The organism is Candidatus Macondimonas diazotrophica (genome assembly GCF_004684205.1).
GTDB lineage: Bacteria > Pseudomonadota > Gammaproteobacteria > UBA5335 > UBA5335 > Macondimonas > Macondimonas diazotrophica.
Genome location: NZ_SRIO01000004.1, coordinates 122,305 through 144,576, shown reverse-complemented (window position 1 = coordinate 144,576; position 22,272 = coordinate 122,305). Strand labels below are relative to the sequence as shown.

General features: G+C 64.6%; 19 protein-coding genes and 1 tRNA gene. 13 read left to right on the top strand and 7 right to left on the bottom strand.

The genetic code is table 11. The annotated features are described in order from the left end of the window. Positions 1 to 87 precede the first annotated feature (87 nt). The 8 genes from E4680_RS04575 to E4680_RS04540 are packed head-to-tail and all read left to right on the top strand — an operon-like array spanning position 88 to position 7,668. Entirely contained in the window at positions 88 to 660 is a 573-nt protein-coding gene (locus E4680_RS04575; protein ID WP_135281209.1) for a GspH/FimT family pseudopilin, read from the top strand. Further along, positions 651 to 1,154 (top strand): type IV pilus modification protein PilV, encoded by a 504-nt coding sequence (gene pilV / locus E4680_RS04570; RefSeq protein WP_135281208.1) that lies wholly within the window; start codon positions 651 to 653, stop codon positions 1,152 to 1,154. The genes E4680_RS04575 and pilV overlap by 10 nt, the downstream gene beginning before the upstream one ends. Continuing rightward, positions 1,151 to 2,236 carry a PilW family protein gene (locus E4680_RS04565; RefSeq protein ID WP_135281207.1) on the top strand — a complete coding sequence of 362 codons (1,086 nt, stop codon included), beginning with the start codon at positions 1,151 to 1,153 and terminating at the stop codon, positions 2,234 to 2,236. The genes pilV and E4680_RS04565 overlap by 4 nt, the downstream gene beginning before the upstream one ends. A gap of 10 nt (positions 2,237 to 2,246) precedes the next feature. After that, positions 2,247 to 2,726: a pilus assembly PilX family protein gene (locus E4680_RS04560; protein ID WP_135281206.1), complete on the top strand. Its 480-nt coding sequence runs from the start codon at positions 2,247 to 2,249 to the stop codon at positions 2,724 to 2,726. Between the two features lie 16 nt (positions 2,727 to 2,742). Continuing rightward, entirely contained in the window at positions 2,743 to 3,126 is a 384-nt protein-coding gene (locus E4680_RS04555) for a hypothetical protein (RefSeq protein WP_135281205.1), read from the top strand. Between the two features lie 27 nt (positions 3,127 to 3,153). Next, on the top strand, positions 3,154 to 6,579 hold the full coding sequence (locus tag E4680_RS04550; protein ID WP_135281204.1) for a pilus assembly protein: 3,426 nt from the start codon (positions 3,154 to 3,156) through the stop codon (positions 6,577 to 6,579). 19 nt (positions 6,580 to 6,598) lie between these two features. Beyond that, complete coding sequence (locus E4680_RS04545; protein WP_167792381.1) at positions 6,599 to 7,063, top strand: type IV pilin protein; 465 nt, start codon at positions 6,599 to 6,601, stop codon at positions 7,061 to 7,063. A gap of 11 nt (positions 7,064 to 7,074) precedes the next feature. Beyond that, entirely contained in the window at positions 7,075 to 7,668 is a 594-nt protein-coding gene (locus E4680_RS04540; RefSeq protein ID WP_135281202.1) for a GspH/FimT family pseudopilin, read from the top strand. A 61-nt stretch (positions 7,669 to 7,729) separates the two neighbouring features. On the opposite strand, the gene ispH is transcribed toward E4680_RS04540, so the two are convergent. From ispH to cysB, 5 genes are all read right to left on the bottom strand, one after another. After that, positions 7,730 to 8,674, bottom strand: coding sequence for a 4-hydroxy-3-methylbut-2-enyl diphosphate reductase (gene ispH / locus E4680_RS04535; protein ID WP_135281201.1), 945 nt, complete (start codon positions 8,672 to 8,674; stop codon positions 7,730 to 7,732). A 158-nt stretch (positions 8,675 to 8,832) separates the two neighbouring features. Continuing rightward, positions 8,833 to 9,570 carry a sulfotransferase family protein gene (locus E4680_RS04530; protein WP_135281200.1) on the bottom strand — a complete coding sequence of 246 codons (738 nt, stop codon included), beginning with the start codon at positions 9,568 to 9,570 and terminating at the stop codon, positions 8,833 to 8,835. Positions 9,571 to 9,733: 163 nt separating this feature from the next. Beyond that, the gene (locus tag E4680_RS04525; RefSeq protein WP_135281199.1) at positions 9,734 to 10,234 is read right to left on the bottom strand and encodes a DUF934 domain-containing protein; all 501 of its coding nucleotides are present in this window, start codon (positions 10,232 to 10,234) and stop codon (positions 9,734 to 9,736) included. Beyond that, positions 10,231 to 11,895 carry a nitrite/sulfite reductase gene (locus tag E4680_RS04520; protein ID WP_135281198.1) on the bottom strand — a complete coding sequence of 555 codons (1,665 nt, stop codon included), beginning with the start codon at positions 11,893 to 11,895 and terminating at the stop codon, positions 10,231 to 10,233. The genes E4680_RS04525 and E4680_RS04520 overlap by 4 nt, the downstream gene beginning before the upstream one ends. A 116-nt stretch (positions 11,896 to 12,011) precedes the next feature. Next, complete coding sequence (gene cysB, locus E4680_RS04515) at positions 12,012 to 12,992, bottom strand: HTH-type transcriptional regulator CysB (protein ID WP_135281197.1); 981 nt, start codon at positions 12,990 to 12,992, stop codon at positions 12,012 to 12,014. Positions 12,993 to 13,073: 81 nt separating this feature from the next. Here cysB and cysG point away from each other — a divergent pair, with 81 nt between their 5' ends. Further along, positions 13,074 to 14,495: a siroheme synthase CysG gene (gene cysG, locus E4680_RS04510; protein WP_135281196.1), complete on the top strand. Its 1,422-nt coding sequence runs from the start codon at positions 13,074 to 13,076 to the stop codon at positions 14,493 to 14,495. Positions 14,496 to 14,548: 53 nt separating this feature from the next. On the opposite strand, the gene E4680_RS04505 is transcribed toward cysG, so the two are convergent. Beyond that, on the bottom strand, positions 14,549 to 15,220 hold the full coding sequence (locus tag E4680_RS04505; protein WP_135281195.1) for a Bax inhibitor-1/YccA family protein: 672 nt from the start codon (positions 15,218 to 15,220) through the stop codon (positions 14,549 to 14,551). A 141-nt stretch (positions 15,221 to 15,361) separates the two neighbouring features. Here E4680_RS04505 and E4680_RS04500 point away from each other — a divergent pair. Together E4680_RS04500 and E4680_RS04495 are read left to right on the top strand one after the other, a co-directional pair. Continuing rightward, a tRNA-Ser gene (locus E4680_RS04500) sits at positions 15,362 to 15,451 on the top strand. Positions 15,452 to 15,517: 66 nt separating this feature from the next. After that, positions 15,518 to 17,062, top strand: a complete 1,545-nt coding sequence (locus E4680_RS04495) for a Ppx/GppA phosphatase family protein (RefSeq protein ID WP_135281194.1) — start codon at positions 15,518 to 15,520, stop codon at positions 17,060 to 17,062. A gap of 15 nt (positions 17,063 to 17,077) precedes the next feature. Here the strand turns inward: E4680_RS04495 and ppk1 are convergent, their stop codons facing one another. Beyond that, positions 17,078 to 19,231, bottom strand: coding sequence for a polyphosphate kinase 1 (ppk1, locus tag E4680_RS04490; protein WP_135281193.1), 2,154 nt, complete (start codon positions 19,229 to 19,231; stop codon positions 17,078 to 17,080). 567 nt (positions 19,232 to 19,798) lie between these two features. Here ppk1 and E4680_RS04485 point away from each other — a divergent pair. Both E4680_RS04485 and E4680_RS04480 read left to right on the top strand, forming a co-directional pair. Then, positions 19,799 to 20,833 carry a 2-hydroxyacid dehydrogenase gene (locus E4680_RS04485; RefSeq protein ID WP_135281192.1) on the top strand — a complete coding sequence of 345 codons (1,035 nt, stop codon included), beginning with the start codon at positions 19,799 to 19,801 and terminating at the stop codon, positions 20,831 to 20,833. A gap of 73 nt (positions 20,834 to 20,906) precedes the next feature. Then, entirely contained in the window at positions 20,907 to 22,268 is a 1,362-nt protein-coding gene (locus E4680_RS04480) for an MBL fold metallo-hydrolase (RefSeq protein ID WP_135281191.1), read from the top strand. Positions 22,269 to 22,272: the final 4 nt, after the last annotated feature.

The following is a 22,272-nucleotide window of genomic DNA, read 5'->3' as shown; positions in this document are numbered from 1 at the left end:
GCTCATCGCGCGGCGACTTCAGCTTGGCGGCTCGACGCCGTCAACCGCAACAGAAGAACGCAAAGACGAGATCCGGGAGATCTGTCCATGAACATGCCGCGCAACCGCGGCCTCAGCCTGATCGAACTCATGATCACCGTGGCCGTGATTGTAACCCTCGCCGTCGTGGGCGGGCCGCCGCTCGCCGACACGCTGCGCAACAACCGTCTCACTGCCCAGAGCAATGCGCTCAACGCCGGGCTCACCCGAGCCCGCGGCGAAGCGGTGGCACGGCGCAGCTGGGTCAGCCTGTGCAGCAGCGTCGACGGCAGTCTTTGCCGCACCAGCGCAGCGGCGCAGTGGGAAGGCGGCTGGATCCTGTTCGCCGACACCAACGGCAATGGCGCCCGCGCGGCGGCAGAACTGCTCCTGGCCAGCCATCCGGCCCTGCCCGGCGGCATGACCCTGCGGACCACCGGATTCACGAATGCGGGCTTCATCCGGTTTGACGCCCGCGGACTGCCGGCCTCGACCGGCACCTTCGTCCTGTGCGACGCGCGTGGCGCCACCCGCGCGCGCACCCTGGGCGTCAATACAATCGGCAAGGTGGTGCGCCCCGTGGATACCAATGCCAACCAGATCCCTCAGGTCCTGAGCGGAGGGGATGCCACATGTCCATGAACCGTTTGCGTCACGCGCCGGCGCGCGGCTTCACCCTGATCGAGGTGCTGATCGCCGTCGTACTGCTCTCCATCGGCCTGCTCGGCGTGGCGGGGATGCAGCTCAGTGGTCTGCGCTATCACCAGGGCGCCTACCTGCGCGCCCAGGCCACAGCCCTGCTGACCGACATGACCGACCGGATGCGCACCAATCCCCAGGGGATCGGTGATGGCCGCTACAGCGCCATCGACATCAACACCACGACCAGCGGCTGGCAATCCGGTCTCCCGGCCGATCCCGACTGTGCCGCGAATGCCTGCACCCCGGCCCAGCAGGCCAATCTGGACATTCGGCAGTGGGGCCTGGCGCTGGGCCAGCTCCCCCGCGCACGCGGCACGGTGACCCGCAATGGGCTGATCTTCAGCCTGGCCATTACCTGGCAGGATCTGGACACCAATACCGAAGCGCCGGCAAATCAGACTGCCGCGCTCAACGTGCTGATCAACGATCCATGAACACGCAGCCTGCCTTCCCCCGACGACGCATGGCCGGCTTCTCCCTGGTGGAGATCATGGTCGCCATTCTCGTGAGCCTGTTCCTGCTTACGGGCGTCCTGCAACTCTATCTGGGCAACCAGCAAACCAGCCGGCTGGGCAGCGGCGTGAGCGAGATCGAACAGACCGGCCGCTTTGCGCTCAATGAACTGAGCGGAAATCTGCGCATGGCGGCCTTTCAGGGCTGCGCCGACGCCAATCGCGTCGCCGCCAACGTGCTCGCCCGGAACGCCCCCACCACCACCCTCGCCACCAGCGCCATCCTGGGTTTCTCGGTCACCACGGGTGGCAGCTGGACCGGCGGCCGTATTCCCATCAACTGGGTCGGCGCCGTTCCCTTGGCCGGCAGCGATGTGCTGCAGATCCAGGGTGGCTCGCGCTCGGTCAGCAACCTCGCCAGCGCCATGAGCAGCGCCTCGGCCAATGTTCCGCTGGCCAGTAATCCCGACAATCTCACGGCGGGGGAAATGGCCATCATCGCCGATTGCACCGCGGCCGACCTGATTCGCATCACGTCGGTCACCGGCGGGCTCACGCTCGTCTATTCCATCGCAGACAATACCCAGACCACGCTCAGCAAGGCCTACACCAACACCACCGGCTTGAATGCGGCTCAGGCAATGCGGTTCAACAGCTGGGTCTATTTCGTGCGCGACAGCGGACGCGATGCCGCCGACGGCAGTGCCATCTTCTCGCTCTACCGACTCGACACCAGCCGCCAGAATCAGGCAGCCCAGGAGCTTGTGGAAGGCGTGGAACGGCTGCGCGTGCTGTATGGCGAACGCAGCGGCACCGATGCCATCCGCTACCGCGCGGCAGCGAACGTCACCGACTGGAGCCAGGTGGTCGCCGTCCGTGTCGCGCTGCTCGCCGCCTCGCGCGATCCGGTGCTCGAAGCCGCCGATACCGCCACGTACACCCTGCTCGATCAGAGCGTCGCCAAGGCCGGCACCTCCGGTGCCACCCTCACCTATCCGAACGACCAGCGGCTGCGGCGCGTGTTCACCGCGTCTGCCAACGTGCGCAACCGCCGCGACCTGTAGGGAGACCCCCATGACCACGACATCCACCTCGTCGATCCCCCACGGCCAGCGCGGCATGGTGCTCGTGGTCGCGCTCATCATGCTCGCCGTCATCACGCTGCTCGCGACCATGACCCTGGGAACCGCCACGACCGAACAGCGGATCGCCGCCACCGCCCAGTTCCAGACCATGAGCTTTCAGGGCGCCGAAAGTGCCATCGAGGGCGCCATGAGCGATGTGGGTCATCTTTCCGCTGCGCTGGCCAGTACCACACCGGTCAGCCGCACTCAGGCATTGGGCACCATTCCCGTCACCGCAAGCGCCAGCACCACCTATCTCGGCGATGCCTCGAACATTGCCGGCTATTCACTCGGTGCGCAAAGCCAGTTCGCCGCGTATCACTTTCTGATTCAAGGCACCGGCACCACCGGGAGCAGCGGTGTCAATCTCTCCGCCGTCACCGCCCAGGGCGTTTTTCGCATCGCCCCGGCGGCAGCGAGCAACAACTGAAACCGGAGGATCGGCCATGCATCTGCTCACCCTGGCTCCCCCTCGCTCGCGCTTCCCATGGCTGCGCAAACTCCTGGCGGCCCTGATCGCGATCGGCCTGTGGCTCGCCGCGCCCGTCCATGCGGACATCAGGGGCCCGATGGTGTTTCTGGAAGACGCGGTCGAAGCCAACCGGATCGAGATTCGGGTCGATGACAGCGGACGCGGCGATCTAACCGCCTTCCCGCCGCCCTGCGAGGGTCGAGGCTGCGCGCCGCGCACCTTCCGCGTCGATGGTCCGGTGGTGATCATCGTCAACGGCCGTCCCCGGCCCCGCATGCCGCTGCGCGCCCTGGATGGGCAGGCCGCCACTGTGATCTTCGACATCAAAAGCGAACGCGTGCTCCGCCTCGTGAAATAGCGCCGCCCGGTGCGGGAGAGTCTTCTCATGACAACCGACAAAAACAAACTCGCCAAACGCCTCACGGCCTTTCTGGGCGCCGGGCTGGCGGCGTTGCTCATCCATGCTCCGCTGGCGCTCGCCGACGACACCGAAGTCTATGTCACCACCAGTACCGAAGGCACCCAGCCCAATATCCTGTTCATCGTCGATACCTCCGGCAGCATGGGGACGACGGTCACCATCCCGGCGGTCTATGATCCGGCGACCACCTACAGCGGCAGCTGTTCCACCAGCCGCATCTACTGGACAACCGGCAGCACGCCGCCGTCGTGCTCCACCGACCAGTGGATCCCCACCAGCCAGAACTACTGCAAGGCCTCCCTCGCGCCGCTGGCAAGCGGCGGCCGCTTCTTCGACCATGCGGCGATATGGCGCAAGGACTGGGGCTTTTTCGGCGAGCGCGGCTGGACCTCGGCGCGCTGGCAGAGCCTGGAAGGCGGCGCCTACAGTCATCCTTTGGAATGCGAGGATGATTCGGGCAATCACGGCAGCGCCGATGGGGTGTGGTATGCCGACAAGGATGCGCGCAACAGCGATCCCAAGTGGAGCTCGAACGCCTCGAAGAAGTACAGCTATTCGACACCCTATAACTTCTGGTCGGCCAACTACCTGAACTGGTGGGCGTCCACGAACGGCAGCGGCACCATGACCGTGACTCGGCTGTGGATCGTGCAGGACGTCGCCAGGAAGCTGGTCGACCGGCTCAACGGTGTGAACATCGGGCTGATGCGCTTTGACGGCCATAGCAGCGGCGGCTACCAGGGCGGCCCGGTCACCCTGCCCATCGCGGATATCCGGGAAACCCGCGACCTGTTCAAGACCACCATCAGCGGCTACACCGCCTCGGGCAATACCCCGCTGGAGGAAACCTACTGGGAGGCCTATCTCTACTTCACCGGCCAGGCGGTGAAGTATGGCCTCACCTCCAGTCCGCCCAGCGTCGCTGCATCCAAGAACCCCAGCGACACCAGCAAATACAAGTCGCCCATCGCCGAGGCCTGCCAGAAGAACTACATCGTCTACCTGACCGACGGGGAACCGACGGAAGATACCGATGCCCATTCGCTGATCTACAACCTGCTCGGTGCCCGCCCCAAAGGCAACTGCAGCGCCTCGTCCAGCACCAACGGCATCTGCATCGACGAACTGGCCGGCTATATGCACGACTACCTCGATGCCTCGACGCTGCCCGGCATCCAGAACATCACCACCTATACGGTGGGCTTCTTCAGCGATCAGAGTCTGCTCGACGACATGGCGGTCAAGGGCGGTGGCAAATACTACACGGTGAGCGACTACGCGGGCCTGGAAGCCTCCCTGAGTGAAATCTTCATCGAGATCCTGCTGCGCGAAGGCCTCTTCACGGCGCCAGCCGTGTCCGTGAACGCCTTCAATCGCCTGAATCATCGTGACGAGATCTATTTCGCGCTGTTTGCCCCCCAGGACCGGGTGAGCTGGCCCGGGAACATCAAGCGCTACCGCTACAATGCGAGCTTTGACAACGGTACGGGCAACCCACCGGGGGCCATCGTCGACGTCAATGGCTTCTCGGCCATCGATCCCTCCAGCGGCAGCTTCCGTTCCGGGGCCAAGAGCTGGTGGAGCACGGTGCTCGACGGTGATGAGGTGGCCAAGGGCGGCGCCGCCAATCAACAGAGCCTGACCAATCGCAAGGTCTACACCTACACCGGCAGCGGCGCCCCGAGCAACGTCGATCTCACGACGACGGCCAACCGCCTGCACGAAGACAACCTCGCGGTGCTCACGCCGCTGCTGGCCATCCAGAACGGCAATATTGCAGCCACCGACCTGATCCAGTGGGCACGCGGCGTGGATCTGCTGGACCGGGACAACGACGGCATCACCAACGAGCCGCGCAAACAGATGGGGGATCCGTTGCATACCCGCCCCATTCTGATCACCTATGGCGGCACTGAAACCAGTCCGGACATCACCATCTATGGGACCACCAACGACGGCTTTCTCTACGCCATCAACCCGAGCGATGGCACCGAGCGCTTCGCGTTCATGCCCAAGGAGCTCCTGAGCAACATCGAGGAACTCTATGTCAATGAAGCCGGGACCAATCACATCTACGGACTGGACGGCCCGCTCGTCCAGCGGGTCAAGAACACCGGAGCCACGGCGCTGCAGACCAGCGAAGGCGACTTCGCCTGGCTGTATGTCGGCATGCGCCGCGGTGGTAAGAATTACTACGCGCTCGATGTCACGAACCGCGACACGCCGCGACTCAAATGGATGATCAAGGGCGGGACGAGCGGCAGCTTCGCAGAAATGGGCCAGAGCTGGTCGGCACCCGCCATCGGCCGCATGAACATCGGCGGCACGGTCAAGAACGTCATGATCTTCGCGGGCGGCTACGACCCCGCCCATGACACCAAGACCACACGCAGCAACGACGGCCAGGGGCGCGCCGTCTATATCGCCGACGCCGACACCGGCGCGCTGCTGTGGTCCGGCGGTACGGCCGATACCAGCCCCGAAACCTTCACCAAGACCTTTACCGACATGCGCTACGCCATCGCCTCGGATGTCAATGCGCTGGACATGAACGGCGATGGCCTCTTTGACCAGATCTACGTCGGTGATCTGGGCGGTCAGCTCTGGCGCTTCGATGTCACGAATGGGCAGAGCGGCTCGAACCTGGTGGCCGGCGGGGTGATCTTCGACGCCAATGGGGGCAACGCCGCCGGCAATCGCCGCTTCCATTACGCGCCCAGCATCGCTCTGGCCCGGCAGAATGGTGTCAATTATCTCGCGCTGGCGATCGGGACCGGGTGGCGGGAGCATCCGCTCGATACCGTGGTGGATGATCGCTTCTATGTGATCAAACAGGCCGCGGCCTTCGGGCCGCCTGCGGGCGGGAGCTACACCAAGCTCACGGAGGCAAGTCTCTCGGATGTGACCGCCAATCTGATCCAGCAGGGCACTGCAGCGGAGCAGACCGCCGCCGCGGCGAATCTCGCAGCGAAGCAGGGCTGGTTTATCCAGCTCGAAGAAGATGGCGAAAAAGCCCTGGCTCAGGCCGAAGTGTTCAACGAACAGATCGTCTTCTCCACCTTCACCCCGGCCGTGAGCACCACCACCTGCGGTGGCGCGGTGGGCGCGGGCAGCTCCTATCTGGTCGACCTGTACGACGGCCGCGCCGTCAAGAACCTCGATGCCACGGTCGATGATCCGGATCGGGACAAAGCCTGCAGCGAGGACAGCGTGAATTGCGTCAAGGCCGATCGCAAGCGCGGACTGAAGCGCGGCGGCATCCCGCCCGGCGCCGTCATCCTGTTCCCGGCCGGCGCCGATCCGGTGATCCTGATCGGTCCCGAGACGCCGTTCACGGCCGACTTCGGCCAGCTCACCCAACGCACCTTCTGGCGCGATGTGCCCAACTGACCTCACGGGAGACGGATCCATGACCGGCCAGTCCACCACCCCCACCGGCGTCAGCCGGGCGGGGGGTTTCACCCTCATCGAGCTATTGATCGCCGTGGTCGTGGTCACCTTGCTGCTGGCCATTGCGATTCCCAGCTATCGGGAGCAGACCCGCAAGGGCTACCGCAGCCTTGCGACCACCGCGCTCATGGACCGCGCGGCGCGGCTGGAGCGCTGCGCCGCGCTCGATCCGGTGAACGGCTTTCTCGCCGCCAATACAGCCTGCCCCACCTTTCCCAGCAGTGTGGTCGATGAAGGGGGCAGCGCGCTTTGGACGATCGCCATCTCCAATCGAGCCGCCATCACCTACACCTTGCAGGCCACCCCGGTAGGCGGCAGCCCGGCGGCCGGTGACACGACCTGCGCCACGATCCAGATCACCCACACCGGCGCCCGCACGGCGACCAACAGCGGCGGTGGCAACAGCACGACGCAGTGCTGGTAAGGACTTTGGGGATGCACGGAAACGGCCACGCACGGCGGATCAGGTCTTGGCGCGCCGAGCAGGGCCTGTCGCTGGTCGAATTGCTCATCGCCGCGGCAATGCTGAGCCTCTTGATGGCGTTGGCCGGACCCGCGCTGGCCGAGTGGCTGGGCAATCAGCGCTTGATTGCGCTCAACAATGCGCTGGCCGGTGATCTGCAGCGCGCCCGGGGGGAAGCCGCGCGGATGCGCCGCCCGGTGGTGCTGTGCACGCGCGGGGCCGATCTATCCTGCAGCGGCCAGACGGCCTGGGAAACCGGGTGGCTGGTCTTCGAGGATCGCAACGGAGACCGTGACTGTACCGATGCAGACAATGACGCGCGCTGCGATCTGGACGACGGGCGACTGCTGCGTGTGCAACCTGCCCTGCCCACCGGCGTGACGCTGCGCAAGACCGGCACACCGGCCGACCGGATGCGTTTTACCGTCACCGGCAGCGCCGCGTTCTTCAATCACCGCTATACGTTTTGCGATCATCGCGGCGAGTCGGTGGCGCGCGGACTGATTCTCGCCAATACCGGACGCATCCGTCTGGCTGGATCGACCGACACGCTGACCTGCCCCTAGCGCTGGCATCAAGCGCACGGTGTCGTTCCGTGCGATGGGCTCAAGACAATCGGATCGAATATCAGGCGACCGAAACGCCGCGCAACGCGCGCGGCAACGCAAACACCATGGTCTCGACCGGCCCGGGCAGCTCGCGCACCGTCCCGCCCGCCGCGCGCAACTGATCGATGACCGCCCGTACCAGGGTTTCGGGCGCGGATGCCCCCGCCGTCAACCCGATCCTGGCGATACCCGCGAGCCATTCGGGGCGGATATCCTCGGGACCGTCGATGAGATAGGCCGGCCGGCCACACTGTTCGGCCAGTTCGCGCAGCCGATTGGAATTGGAGCTCGTCACCGATCCCACCACCAGCACCAGATCGACTTCGCGGGCAAGATCGCGCACGGCGTCCTGGCGGTTCTGGGTGGCGTAACAGATGTCGTCCCGGCGCGGTGCGGCCAATGCGGGAAAGCGCGCCATCAGCGCCTCGATCACGGCGCGGGTGTCATCCACCGACAGTGTGGTCTGGGTGACATAGGCCACGCGCTCGGGATCACGCACCCGGAGCGCCGCCACATCGGCCGCCGTCTCGACCAGATGGATCTTGCCGCCATGCGCGGGATCGAAACGGCCCAGCGTGCCTTCCACTTCCGGGTGCCCTGCATGGCCGATCAGGATCACATCGAAACCCTTGCGAGCGAGTGCCGCGACTTCCACGTGCACCTTGGTCACCAGCGGACAGGTAGCGTCGAAAACCTGCAGACCGCGGTTGCGGGCTTCATCGACCACGGCCCGGCTCACGCCATGGGCGGAAAAGATGACGGTCGCCCCGTCGGGTACTTCGCTGAGCTCATCGACGAACACCGCGCCGCGGGCGCGCAGCCGTTCGATCACGAAGCGGTTGTGCACCACTTCATGACGCACATAGATGGGCGCACCGAATGCATCGAGCGCCCGTTCGACGATATCGATGGCCCGCTCGACGCCGGCACAGAAGCCGCGCGGATTGGCCAGAATGATTTCCATAGTGCCCTCCCGGCGCCCGCGCCCGCCCCGCCTCTGCGATTCGGTTTCCGCGACGCCACGCCTGATCGATTCCCATCATGCCACGAGCCGGACACGAACCGCATGCCGAGTGCATCGGCCGATGGGCATCGTGCGCCCGAATATCCGCCCCGCAGCAACTAGACGAGCCGCGACGCCGCCCAGGCAACGCCCAGCACCACTGCTGCGCCAATCGCCAGGATGACATAGGCGCCCCGCACCATCCCGCGGATGTCGCGCTTGATGGCGTCCCGATCATTGACCCGGGGAAAGGGTTGCTCCGGCACAGGCATACCCAGAAATGCGCATAGCGGCGCCCAGCCGTCGGCCACGTTGAAGAGCAGTAGCCGATCGGCGGGGACTTCCGCCTTCACCGCCGCAATATGGCGGTGATACTCGGCGATCGCCGCCGAGCGATCGGGCATCCTCCCCTTGTGGAAACGCTGCCAGATGAGGGTGCGCGCCATCGGGCCGAACTTGCGTGCGAACGGCGTCATGGCTTCGAGCACCCGCCATTGCCACAGCCGTTCGGTGAAGTAGATGGTCTCCATGACGCTGTCATACCAGGCCTCGGCCCCGCCTGGATGCACCGTAAGCAACACCTTGGCGTCGGGATAGGCGTCCATCAACTCTCGCCACACGCAGGCCGCGGGATTATCGATCGCCGCCCGATACCCCGCGAACACTTGCGCCCAGTCGTGCGCCGTCCCCGGCGGCGACTTGGCCACTCGGCACCAGAAATCGACGTGGTGGGCGTTGTCGGGATTCCCGATCACCTCGCGCATGTGATAGCAGCGCAGGCCGAGGATGTTCAGGGCTTCCTTGGTGGAATCGGTCCCGGTGCGTCCATACCCCGCGCCGATCAGTTCCAGCGCCATGCATCCCCCTGTGTCCGACGAGCGTGCTTCATGCGCAGCAGGGATCATGCCCAATCACGCCACGCACGGCCATGGGCGCGGGATACCCCGCCATTTCAGACGCATGTCCGGCCGGGAACGCGGCATGGATGCGACACCCTGCCCCGCCCGGCGGAGGGGGCCTTCAGCTCGCGGCGCGGCGCCGATAGAGCGGCAAAGGTTCGTCTGCCCCGGGCTGATAGTGCACCGAGAAGGTCCGCAGCGCCGCAAGCGCGGCCGGCACGTCCTGATCGGCCCGCAAGGCCAGCACATCGAAGCCCGAGCGCTTCAGGAAGTGCGCCTGATCGATAAGCACCGCGCCCACCGCGCGGAGCTCGCCCCGGTATGCATAGCGCCCGCGGAGCAGACGCGCGGCGCTGTAGGGCCGACCTTCCCCTGGACCGGGAAAGTGCAGGGCAATACAGGCGAGATGCGGCAGATCGGCGGCGAGCGCGTCCACTGGCTCATCCGGCCCCAGCACCACGCCGACCGGCGCGGCGCGGGCCAGCAGCACCTCGCGGTCGGCCTGCCAGCGCGCATGGCTGACCAGCACCGGCCCTTCCGGCAATGCAGCGTCATCGGCAACCTGAATCCAGGCATCGTCCTCCAGCACGCGGCCCTCAACGTGCAACACGGTGCCGCTCATGCCGCCACCTCCAGCTCGGCGTAGACCCGTTCGCGGAATGGCTCGATACCCACGCGGCGACAGGTGTCGAGAAAGCGCTCACCTTCCTCGCGCAGGTCCAGATAGACCGCGAGCAGCCGGCCGATGACCTCGGCGACCTGCTCCTTGGGGACCGACGGGCCCAGCACTTTGCCGAGCGACGCACTGTTCTCGGAGCTGCCGCCGATCTGGATCTGGTACCACTCCTCGCCTTTCTTGTCGACGCCGAGGATGCCGATGTGGCCGACATGGTGATGTCCGCAGGCGTTCATGCAGCCCGACATGTTGAGCCGCAACTCGCCGAGGTCATAGAGGTAATCCAGATCCTCGAAACGCGACTGGATCTGATGCGCCACGTCGATCGAACCGGCGTTCGCCAGCGCGCAGAAATCGAGCCCCGGGCAGGCAATCATGTCCGTAAGCGTCCCGACGTTCGGATGCGCCAGATCGTGCGCGCTCAGCGTCTGCCACAGCGCCGGCAGATCGGCGAGGCGCACGTCGGCGAGCAGCAGGTTCTGGTGATGGGTCACGCGCAGTTCGCCGAAGCTGTAGCGCTCGGCAAGATCCGCGATGAGAATCATTTCCTCGGCCGTCGCATCGCCCGGCGCGCGGCCCGGCGATTTGAGGCTGATGTGCACAGCGCGGTAGCCCGGGATCTTGTGCGGCACCGTGTTGCGGGCATACCAGCGGGCGAAGGCCGGATCGGACTCGAGGGCCGGATCGAGGCGATCGGCTGCGGCTTCGGCCGCATAGGGCGGCGCCTCGAAATGGGCCGCGATGCGGGCGACTTCCTCGGGCGGCAGGCGCAAGGCGTCGCTGTCGCGGCGTGCCCATTCGGCCTCTACGGCCTCGGCGAAGGCCTCGCGCCCCCAGGACTTGACCAGGATCTTGATGCGCGCCTTGTGGATATTGTCGCGCCGGCCATGCTGGTTATAGACCCGCAGGATGGCTTCGAGATAGGTGAGCAAGTCGGCCTCGGGCAGGAATTCGCGAATCACCTCGCCGATCATCGGCGCCCGGCCCAGCCCACCGCCGACGTAGACCCGAAAACCTCGTTCACCAGCTGCGTTCTCGACGATCTGAAGCCCGATGTCGTGAATCTGCGCCGCCGTCCGGTCGCGCTGTGCGCCGGTCACCGCGATCTTGAACTTGCGCGGCAGATAGGAGAACTCGGGATGGAAGGTCGACCACTGGCGGATGATCTCGCAGTACGGACGTGGATCGACCAGCTCATCGGGAGAGATGCCGGCCAGCTGATCGGAGGTCACGTTGCGGATGCAGTTCCCGCTGGTCTGGATCGCATGCATCTGGACGCTGGCCAGATCGGCCAGGATGTCGGGTACGCGCTCCAGCGCCGGCCAGTTGTACTGGATGTTCTGGCGCGTGGTGAAATGCCCATAGTCGCGATCGTAGCTGCGCGCGATATGGGCCAGCATGCGCAACTGGCGCGCACCGAGCAGGCCGTAGGGAATGGCGACGCGCAGCATGGGCGCATGGCGCTGAATATAGAGGCCGTTGCGCAGCCGCAGCGGGCGGAACTCTTCCTCGCTGAGCTGCCCGGCGAGAAAACGGCGGGTCTGGTCGCGAAACTGCGTGACGCGTTCATCGACCAGGGTCTGATCATGGGTATCGTAACGGTACATGGCTGCGATTCCTGCCTTGCCATTGCGCGCCGGCGGCCACCGGCGATGGAATCGCTAGTTTAAAGGACATTTCATATGCATAAAAAGGAATTGATCTCTATATCAAAATAGACAAATCAATATATAGGCAGATCGCCGACCGCTTGATTCAGATACGCGTTGCGCTCTTCATGCGTCGCCAGCTGGGCGCAGCGATCCACCAGATTGCGGTTCAGGTGAGGCGCGAACATCTGCATGAAGTCGTACATGTACTGACGCAGGATCAGGCCGCGCTTGAATCCGATCCGGGTCGTGCTGGGCCGGAACAGATGGCGGGCATCAAGCGCGACCAGATCGACGTCAGTCTTGGGGTCGTAGGCCATGCGGGCCACAATGCCCACGCCCAGACCCAGCCGCACATAGGTCTTGATCACGTCCGCATCCACCGCCGTGAGCACCACCTGGGGCTGCAGACCCGCATCCGCAAAGGCCCGGTCCAGCAAGGAGCGGCCGGTGAATCCGAAGACGTAGGTGACCAGCGGATAACGGGCGATGGCGTCCAGGGTAAGCGGATCTTCGCGGGTCAGCGGATGATCTGGTGGGGTCAGCACGCATCGGTTCCAGTGATAGCACGGCATCATCACCAGTTCCTCGAAGTGCTCCATGGCTTCGGTGGCGATGGCGAAGTCGACCTCGCCCTTGGCGGCAGCCTCGGCAATCTGCAACGGGGTGCCCTGATGAATATGCAAGGCGACGTCGGGATAGCGCTGGCGAAACTGTGGGATCACGGCGGGGAGCGCATAGCGAGCCTGGGTGTGGGTGGTGGCCAGGCGCAGGCTGCCCCGGGCCGGATCACGATACTCCCGCGCGATACGCTCGATATTCTCCACATCCTGCAGAATGTCCCCGGCAATGGCGAGAATCGCCGTGCCCGCCGGCGTCAGGCGCGTGAGATGCTTGCCGTTGCGCTCGAAGATCAAGACCCCGAGTTCGTCTTCCAGCAAGCGGATCTGTTTGCTGACACCGGGCTGCGAGGTGAACAGGGCTTCGGCCGCAGCCGTTACATTGAGGCCCCGGTTGGCCACTTCCCGGATATAGTGCAACTGTCGCAGTTTCACGCTCAACACTCGCCGTTATGCAGAAGATCACCTCATAAGGTAGTATAAAAGATCGGTTTGTTCTATCCGAGAGTGGCAGACATGGGGTTCTATCCGGTCTTTCTGAAACTGGACGCCGAGCCTTGCACTGTTGTGGGCGGCGGTGCGGTGGCTGCCCGCAAGGTCGACGGCCTCCTCAAGGCAGGCGCCTGCGTGACGGTCATCGCTCCCCAGCTAAACCCGACCCTCCTCGCGCTCGAGGCACAAGGCCGCATTCGCTGGGCGGTAGGCGACTACTCCGGACAACGCCTGGGCACGCCCAGCCTGGTCATCGCCGCGACGGATGACGAAGCGGTCAACCGCACCGTCCACGACGATTGCCGAGCCCGCAACATCCCGGTGAACGTCGCCGATGCGCCGCATCTATGTACCTTCATCCTGCCCGCGGTCGTAGATCGCTCCCCGGTCCAGATTGCCATCTCCAGCGCCGGTACCTCACCCATTCTCGCCCGCCGCATCAAGGCGCACCTCGAGGCTTGGCTACCCGCTCGCTACGGCGCCTTGGGGCGGTTTGCAGAGCGCTGGCGGGCACAGGTGCGCGAACGGGTGACCGATCCCGCCGACCGACGGCGCTGGTGGGAAGACACGCTCGATAGCCCCATCGCCGAGCGCGTTCTGGACGGTCGGGAAACAGAGGCTGATGCCTTGATGGATGCGGCGCTCTCTGGCGAGCAACCACACCGCGGTGAGGTCTACCTGGTCGGCGCCGGCCCGGGTGATCCAGACCTTTTGACCTTCCGCGCCCTGCGGCTGATGCAACAGGCTGACGTCGTGCTCTACGACCGGCTGGTGACGCCGGAAATCCTCGAGCTGGTACGCAAGGAAGCCGAGCGCATCTACGTCGGTAAGGCGCGCAGCCATCACGTCGTCCCGCAGGCCCAGATCAACGCGCAGCTGGTCGCCCTGGCTCGAGAAGGCAAGCGCGTGCTGCGACTCAAAGGCGGCGACCCATTCATTTTCGGCCGGGGCGGCGAGGAGATCGATCAGCTCGCGGCCCAGGGCATCCCGTTCCAGGTCGTACCGGGCATTACCGCTGCCGCCGGATGCGCATCCTATGCCGGCATTCCCCTGACGCATCGCGACCATGCGCACAGCTGCGTCTTCTTGACCGGCCATCCAAAAGACGCCGCGCTCGGCGTGGATTGGAACACGCTGACCCAACCGATGCAGACGCTGGCGATTTATATGGGTTTGCAGGGACTGGAATCAATCTGTGCGTCACTGATCGCGCACGGGCTCCCGCCGCATCATCCCGCAGCGGTGATCCAGCAGGGCAGCACCCCGGCGCAACGGGTCGTGGTGAGCGACCTGGCGCATCTGGCCGAGGCGGTGCGCGCCGCCGCCCTCAAGGCGCCCACGCTGGTCATCGTCGGCGAAGTGGTCCGATTGCGCGAAAAACTGCGCTGGTACGGGCTGGAGAACCAGTCGGAAAATGCCTTCACCGCGCCCGGAACCCGTGCATGAAAAAGGCTTCCCGGGCCGCGGCCCGGGAAGCCTCCAGTTGAAGCCAGTGAGGCCTAGTCGTCGCTACCCGCAAAGCCCAGCAGTTGCAGCAGGCTCAGGAACAGGTTGTAGATGGCGACGTACAGGGTCACCGTGGCCATGATGTAATTGGTCTCATGCCCGTGTACCAGATTGCTGGTTTCATACAGAATGAGCCCCGACATCAGCAGGACGAACATCGCCGAGACGCCCAGTGACAATGCGGGAAGCTGGAAAAAGATCGCACCCAGGCCCGCCAGGAACGCGACCAGGATGCCCGCCGTCAGAAAGCCGCCCATGAAGCTGAAGTCGCGCCGCGAGCTGAGCGCATAGCCCGACAGGCCCAGGAATACGGCGCCCGTGCCGCCCATGGCCATCATGACGACCTGGCTGCCATTCGGAAGCATGGTCAGATACGCCTGCAGGATCGGGCCCAGGGTCAGCCCCATAAAACCCGTGAGACCGAAGACGGCGGCCAGCCCCCACGCGCTGTTGCGCAAGCGGGTCACCAGAAAGAGCAGCCCGAAATAGCCAACCAGGGTAATCAGCACGCCGGGATGCGGCAGGTTGAGCATCATCGATAGCCCAGCCGTTCCCGCGCTGAACAACAGCGTCATGGCGAGCAGGGTATAGGTGTTACGAATCAGCTTGTTATCAGCGACACGAACCGAAGTGTCGTGGACAACATGGGGTCGAGGCGTGGACATGGATTGCATCCCTCGTCGATGAAAGCAAATGGAAACCGTCTTCAGTCTAAAAGACTCAAGACCAATAGAGAAGTTCCTGTCAAGGTAGCGGTCAACCAGAGCATTTCAGTATCCTTGGCGCTGCCTGAGTTTCGCGCTCACGGTGGGTTGGCAGAGCGGTTGAATGCACTGGTCTTGAAAACCAGCAAGGGCGCAAGTCCTTCCAGGGTTCGAATCCCTGACCCACCGCCAACACGGTCCCATCCCGATGATCCGTGGAGCGCTCATCCATCGTCTGACTCAACCTTCGGATGGTCCATGGAGCCACAGCCGCTACCTCAAGGCATTACCGCCCCGCCAAATGGGGATCCCGCGGGACATTTCGCGGCCCTGGATCTGGGTTCGAACAGCTTTCACCTCATTCTCGCCCGCCGTCTGGGCCAACATATCCAGGTCATCGACCGGCTGCGGGAAATGGTGCGTCTCGGAACCGGGCTACGGGCCGACGGAACCATCACGCCCGAGGCCCAGCAGCGGGCGCTGGAGACACTGCGCCGATTCGGCGACCGCCTGCGTGACATCCCGCCGCAGCACATCCGCGCCGTCGGCACCTACACGTTGCGCCGCGGTTTCCGTGCCGTCGACTTCCTCGAACAGGCCGGGCAGGTGCTCGGCCATCCGATCGAAGTCATTTCTGGTCAGGAAGAGGCGCGCCTGATCTACCGGGGAGTGAGCTTCACCCTGGGCCCCCCGGCGAACCGGCGACTGGTCTTCGACATCGGCGGGGGCAGCAGCGAAATCGTACTGGGAGACGGCATTCACCCCATCTGCATGGAAAGCCTGCATATGGGCTGCATCACCTACAGCCAGCGATTCTTCCGCGACGGGCGCATCACGGCCAAGCGCTGGCAGGCAGCCGAAACCGCCGCACGCCTCGAGTTCCAGCCGGTCGCCGCGAACTTCCGCGCTGCCGGGTGGCATGAAGCCATCGGCACCTCCGGCTCGATCCGAGCGGTCGCGGCGATGGTGCAGACGCTGCGCAACACACCGGACATCGATGCGGCCGGCCTTGCGGATCTACGCGATCGCCTGATCCGCGCGGGTCGAGTGGACCGGCTCAACCTGCCGGATCTGGCGGCGGAACGTCAGCAGGTGTTTGCCGGCGGCGCCGTCATTCTGAGCGCGGCGTTCGCGGCGCTGGGAATCGAGCGCATGCTTCCCTGCGACGGCGCCTTGCGCGAAGGCCTGCTTGACGAACTGGCCGCGGGACGCCGGGGACGCCAGGATGTCTGCAACCATACGGCCGAGGCTCTCTCGCAGCTCTACCATGCCGACCGCGGCCAGGCCAGCCGTGTCTGCACCACCGCGCTGGGCTTCCTGGACCAACTGCGTGAACAATGGGCGCTCGGGCAAACCCCAGACATCGACGCCTTGCGCTGGGCTGCCATGCTGCATGAAATCGGTCTGGCGATATCCCACAGCGGTTATCACAAGCATGGCCATTATCTATTGGCCAACGGCGATCTGGCCGGCTTTTCCCGCAACACACAGACGCTGGTCAGCCTGCTGGTCCGCTTTCATCGGCGCAAGATCATCCGCCGCGAATTCAATGTTCTGCCCCCCGAGCAGCGGCTGACGGCGCTGCGTCTGACCATCGTGTTGCGGCTCGCGGTGCTGCTCCATCGCGCCCGCGGTTCCGAGCCCGCCCCGCCGATCCAGCTGACTGCCACGACCGATGGCCTGCACATGGACTTTCCCAAGAAAGGCCTGACGCTGCGCCCACTCATGCACGCTGATCTGCTGGAAGAACAAGCCCTGCTGGAGCGAGCCGGATTCGCGCTTTCGTTTGGCGAAACCGACTAGACGCCCGGGTTCCCCTCAACCGATTCCGATCGTGCCCTCGCTGGCCAGGGCTTTGAGCAAAGCCCCCTGGGCGCTGAACGGCGCCTCATCACCGACATCGGCGCGGATGTAAGTTCCATCGTCCTGCAATAGCCAACTTTGCATGTTGTCCCGCAGGTAATAGTCCAATGCCTCTTCGATCACGCGCTGGCGCAACGCCGGATCCAGCACCGGGAAGGCGACTTCGATACGCCGATGCAGATTGCGCTCCATCAGATCGGCGCTGGCGCAATACACCTCAGGTTTCCCGCCGTTCTCGAAGTAATAGACGCGCGGATGCTCCAGAAAACGACCCACAATGGAGCGCACACGGATCGTTTCGGACACGCCCGGCACCCCAGGACGCAGGCAGCACATGCCGCGCACGATCAGATCGATCGGTACGCCCGCCTGGGAGGCTTCGTAGAGCGCCTGAATCACTTCGCGATCCGTCACGCCGTTGACCTTGAAACGAATCGCCGCCGGGCGCCCGGCGCGGTGATGATCGATCTCGCGGTGGATGCGCTCGAGCAGCCCGGAAACCAGCGAGAATGGCGATTGCAACAGCCGTTGCAAGCGCGGGACGCGGCCCAGGCTGGTCAGCTGCAGGAAGACGTGATTGACGTCCTCGGCGATCTTGGGATTGCAGGTCAACAGGCCGAAGTCCGTGTACTGCCTTGCCGTACGGGCATGGTAGTTCCCCGTACCCAAGTGCATATAGTGGCGCAGCTGCCGCCCTTCCCGGCGCACGACCCAAGTGAGCTTGGCGTGGGTCTTGTAGCCCACCACACCGTACACCACATGCGCGCCCGCCTCCTGCAGACGGGTCGCCAGACTGATGTTGGCCTCCTCGTCGAAGCGTGCACGCAGCTCGACCACCACCGTCACTTCCTTGCCTCGAATGGCCGCCTGACGCAGCAGGTCGACGATGGCCGAATCGGCACCGGTTCGGTACAAGGTCATGCGGATCGCCAGCACCTGGGGATCCTGGCTTGCCTGACGCAGAAACTCGACCACCGGCATGAAGGACTGAAACGGCTGGTGCAGCAGCACATCGCCCTTGCGGATCACTTCGAACAGATTGCCCATGGCACTGCCCGAAGCCCCGACGAGTTCGCGCGGCAATCCCGGCGTGAACGGGGGATATTTCAGCTCAGGTCGTTCCACCTGATCGATCATGGCCATCAGGCGGCTCAGATTGACCGGCCCATCCACCGAATAGACATCCGAGTGTTCCAGTTCGAATTGCTTGAGCAGCAACTCGACCATTTCCGTCGGGCACTCCCGTGCCACCTCCAGCCGTACTTCATCGCCATAGCGGCGTGAAGAGAGCTCGCCCTCCATGGCCCGCAGCAGGTCGTCGACCTCTTCCTCGTCCACGAACATCTCGCTGTTGCGCGTCAGCCGGAATGGATAGAAACCCTTCACCTGCATGCCGGGAAAGAGGTCCTCGGCGTGGGTACGGATAATCTCGGAGAGCAGGACGAAACAATGCCCTTTGGGCGCCACCTCCTGCGGCATCGCAATCACACGCGGCAAGATCCGCGGCGCCTGCAGCACCGCCAGCGCGCTGTTGCGACCGAAGGCATCCTTGCCTTCCAGCGAAAGAATGAAATTGAGGCTCTTGTTCAGAATCCGGGGAAACGGGTGGGCTGGATCCAGGCCGATAGGGCTGAGCAGCGGCGAAACCTCTTCCTCGAAATGGCGCCGCACCCACGCGCGTTGTGCCTTGGTCCAGCGCTTCGGAGCAATCAAGTGAATCTGCTCATGGGCCAGGGCGGGCAGCAATTCCTCGTTCAGGACCCGGTATTGCTCCACGACCAGTTCATGCGCCCTGGCCGTGATCAGCCGGAGCGTTTCAGCGGGGGAGCGGTTGTCGACATCGACCTGCCAGGCACCGTACGCCTGCAGTTCCTTGAGACCCGCCACGCGGGTTTCGAAGAATTCGTCGAGGTTGGAGCTGGTGATGCACAGAAACTTGAGCCGCTCCAGCAGGGGCACGCCGGGATCGCGCGCTTGCGCCAGGACCCGCTCGTTGAATGCGAGCAGGCTGATATGGCGATTGAGATACAGGTCCGCCCGGGTCAGATCGGTCGGCTCGGATGGCGCTTCAGCTTCCTCGACGGAGGTAACGGGCTCGATCGTTGACATTGCGAATCCATTGTGAAGTAAAAGAAAGTAATCAACCGACCTTAACACACGCAGGCGACGGCTTTGCAATCACGGCCTCGCCGATATCGTGGCACCGAATCGCAACCGGAACGGCATGCGATTTGCGCCGATAACCCAGGCCAAAAGGGTGCCCACCGACCGGCGGCCTCACGCCCAGGCGCGATCGTGCCCAGACGGCGCTGCCCCTCGGCTTCGACGGCTGGAACATCACGCCCCGGTGCTCGCCAATGGTCCAGACCCAAGACCCAGCCGGAGGGCGACCGACAGGTCGATCGGCGTGATGCGGATGGCGCCGGCCGCGCCGGACCGAGCGATCCGGCATCCAGGCCAACGACCAGACGGTGCGCCTCACCTTTGAGTGTCGACCCGAACACCGTAAGGGCGGCGCGTCACCGCGCGCACGTGCCGGCAGCCCGGAATTGCATGCGCCATGCGCCGCGCTCGCAGCCGGCCACCCCTCCGGATGTTCATCAAATCACGCGCGACTCGATTCTGAAGCACGCACATGATAAGAATCGTTCATCCTGAATCCGTTAGGTCGCAACCATGTTTCGTGTTCTTGTTTTCAGTGCCCGCCCCTATGATCGCCAGTTCCTGGAGGCTGCCAATCGCCAGCCAAGCTACCGCCTGCATTTCCTGGAAACCACGCTGCGGACCGATACCGCCGCGCTGGCCGCGGGATATCCGGCGGTGTGCTGTTTCGTCGATGATGAACTCAACGCCCCGGTGCTGGGCGCGCTGTATGAGGGCGGCACCCGCCTCGTTCTGCTGCGCGCGACCGGCTTCAACAATGTTGACCTGCAAGCCGCGCACCGGCTGGGGATCACGGTGATGCGGGTGAGCCACTACTCGCCCGAGGCCGTGGCTGAATTCGCCGTGGGCCTGCTGCTCACCCTGAACCGCCGTATCCACCGGGCCTACAACCGGGTCCGGGAAGGGAATTTCCTGCTCGACAATCTGCTCGGCATGGATCTGCATGGCAAGACGGTCGGCGTGGTCGGGACCGGACAGATCGGACGGGCGTTCGCGCGGATCATGGCCGGCTTCGGTTGCCGTCTGCTGGCCCACGACCCCATTGCCGACCCGGAGTGTGCGGCTCTGGGCGTGCGGTACACCGATCTGACCAACCTCCTGCAGAACGCCGATGTGATCAGCCTGCATACCCCGCTCACACCGCAAACCCACCATCTGATCAATGCCCACACCCTGGCCCAGATGAAACCCGGTGCACTCCTTATCAATACCAGCCGCGGCGCCCTGATCGACACCAGCGCACTCATCGAGGCGCTCAAGCAGCGCCGCATCGGCGCAGTCGCTCTGGATGTCTATGAGGAAGAATCACACCTTTTCTTCCAGAATCTGTCCGAGCAGATCATTGCCGATGATGTGTTTGCCCGCCTGTTATCCTTCCCCAATGTGCTGGTAACCGGCCACCAGGCGTTCTTCACCCAGGAAGCGCTCACCGCCATTGCCGATACCACCATCGCCAACATCGGCGATTTTCTGGCGGAGCGCGACAGCCCCAACCGGCTCGATCCCCAACAGCACCTCCAGGTCAGCCAATCCGCGGCGACCGAGTAACGTTTCCTTGCGGCCGCCCAGCCGGTAGCATGCCCCCACGACGGCCGATACCGGCACGGCGATGGAGACCCGCATGCGACTGACCTTCCTGGGCGGCACGGAAACCGTGACCGGCTCGAAATATCTCCTGGAAAGCGGCAAGCATCGACTGCTGGTGGATTGCGGGTTATTCCAGGGGGTCAAGTCGCTGCGCCGGCGCAACTGGGAATCGCTGTCCGCGACGCTCGGTGGCCTCGATGCCATCGTTCTGACCCATGCTCATCTCGATCACAGCGGCTATCTGCCCCTGCTGCACCGCCAGGGATACCGGGGTCCGATTCATTGTTCGGCGGCCACCGCCGCGTTGTGTGGCATTCTGCTCCCCGATGCGGGCTATCTGCAGGAAGAAGAGGCCCGTCTGGCCAACCGCCTCGGCTACAGCCGCCATCACCCGGCCGAACCCCTGTTCACCCGGGCCGATGCGATGAACTGTCTGGAGCGGTTCAAGCCGCTTGCAACAGGGAAGACCCATCGCATCGGACCGTTCGAAGTCCGTCTGACTCCCGTCGGCCACCTGCTTGGCGCCTGCGCGGTGCGCGTCACCTGTGATGGCCACACCGTGACGTTCAGCGGCGATGTGGGCCGGCCGGACGATCCTCTGATGGCGCCGCCGGAGGTGCTCGAACCCACCGACGATCTGGTGGTGGAATCGACCTACGGGGATCGACGTCATCCCGATGAAGATCCGCAGCAGGCCCTCGCCGCAGTGGTCGATGACGTCGCCCGGGCCGGAGGCGTGCTGCTGATTCCCGCGTTTGCAGTGGGCCGGGCACAGGCTCTCCTGCACCTGCTCCACGAACTGCGCCGGACCAAAGCCATCCCGGCGCTGCCGATCTATGTCGACAGTCCCATGGCAACCCGGGCCACGGCCGTGTTCCAGGCCTATCCCGAGACCCATCGCCTGGATGCGGCCCAGACCCGCGCCCTCGGCGAGATCGCGACGTTCGTGGAAGGGCCCGAAGAATCGATGGCGCTCGCCGGAAAGGTCGGCCCGATGATCATTCTGTCGGCCAGCGGCATGGCGACCGGCGGACGGGTGCTGCATCACCTCAAGGTGTTTGCGCGCGAAACGTGCAACACGCTGCTCTTCACCGGCTTCCAGGCACCCGGTACCCGTGGCGATGCCATCGTGAACGGCGCAGACGCGGTGAAGATCCACGGTCACATGGTTCCCATCCGCGCCAAGGTCCGGCAACTGCACTGCCTCTCGGCGCACGCCGATCATGTTCAGATGACCGATTGGCTTGGCAGAATGTCCAAACCACCCACGCGGGTGTTCGTGACCCACGGCGAAACCCATGCCCGCGCGGCGATGGCCGCGCACATCGAGGAGTCGCTCGGCTGGCCGGTGCTGCGTCCGGCCGAAGGGGATCGCTACCGACTGCCGGATGACTGAGGCG

Bases quoted from the DNA above. Each gene is read 5' to 3' on its own strand.
- E4680_RS04540 (WP_135281202.1), top strand. From the start codon at position 7,075: ATGCACGGAAACGGCCACGCACGGCGGATCAGGTCTTGGCGCGCCGAG.
- E4680_RS04545 (WP_167792381.1), top strand. From the start codon at position 6,599: ATGACCGGCCAGTCCACCACCCCCACCGGCGTCAGCCGGGCGGGGGGT.
- E4680_RS04485 (WP_135281192.1), top strand. From the start codon at position 19,799: ATGTTTCGTGTTCTTGTTTTCAGTGCCCGCCCCTATGATCGCCAGTTC.
- E4680_RS04530 (WP_135281200.1), bottom strand. From the start codon at position 9,570: ATGGCGCTGGAACTGATCGGCGCGGGGTATGGACGCACCGGGACCGAT.
- E4680_RS04480 (WP_135281191.1), top strand. From the start codon at position 20,907: ATGCGACTGACCTTCCTGGGCGGCACGGAAACCGTGACCGGCTCGAAA.
- E4680_RS04565 (WP_135281207.1), top strand. From the start codon at position 1,151: ATGAACACGCAGCCTGCCTTCCCCCGACGACGCATGGCCGGCTTCTCC.
- E4680_RS04505 (WP_135281195.1), bottom strand. From the start codon at position 15,220: ATGTCCACGCCTCGACCCCATGTTGTCCACGACACTTCGGTTCGTGTC.
- cysG (WP_135281196.1), top strand. From the start codon at position 13,074: ATGGGGTTCTATCCGGTCTTTCTGAAACTGGACGCCGAGCCTTGCACT.
- pilV (WP_135281208.1), top strand. From the start codon at position 651: ATGTCCATGAACCGTTTGCGTCACGCGCCGGCGCGCGGCTTCACCCTG.
- E4680_RS04555 (WP_135281205.1), top strand. From the start codon at position 2,743: ATGCATCTGCTCACCCTGGCTCCCCCTCGCTCGCGCTTCCCATGGCTG.
- E4680_RS04560 (WP_135281206.1), top strand. From the start codon at position 2,247: ATGACCACGACATCCACCTCGTCGATCCCCCACGGCCAGCGCGGCATG.
- ppk1 (WP_135281193.1), bottom strand. From the start codon at position 19,231: ATGTCAACGATCGAGCCCGTTACCTCCGTCGAGGAAGCTGAAGCGCCA.
- E4680_RS04575 (WP_135281209.1), top strand. From the start codon at position 88: ATGAACATGCCGCGCAACCGCGGCCTCAGCCTGATCGAACTCATGATC.
- E4680_RS04520 (WP_135281198.1), bottom strand. From the start codon at position 11,895: ATGTACCGTTACGATACCCATGATCAGACCCTGGTCGATGAACGCGTC.
- E4680_RS04495 (WP_135281194.1), top strand. From the start codon at position 15,518: ATGGAGCCACAGCCGCTACCTCAAGGCATTACCGCCCCGCCAAATGGG.
- E4680_RS04550 (WP_135281204.1), top strand. From the start codon at position 3,154: ATGACAACCGACAAAAACAAACTCGCCAAACGCCTCACGGCCTTTCTG.
- E4680_RS04525 (WP_135281199.1), bottom strand. From the start codon at position 10,234: ATGAGCGGCACCGTGTTGCACGTTGAGGGCCGCGTGCTGGAGGACGAT.
- ispH (WP_135281201.1), bottom strand. From the start codon at position 8,674: ATGGAAATCATTCTGGCCAATCCGCGCGGCTTCTGTGCCGGCGTCGAG.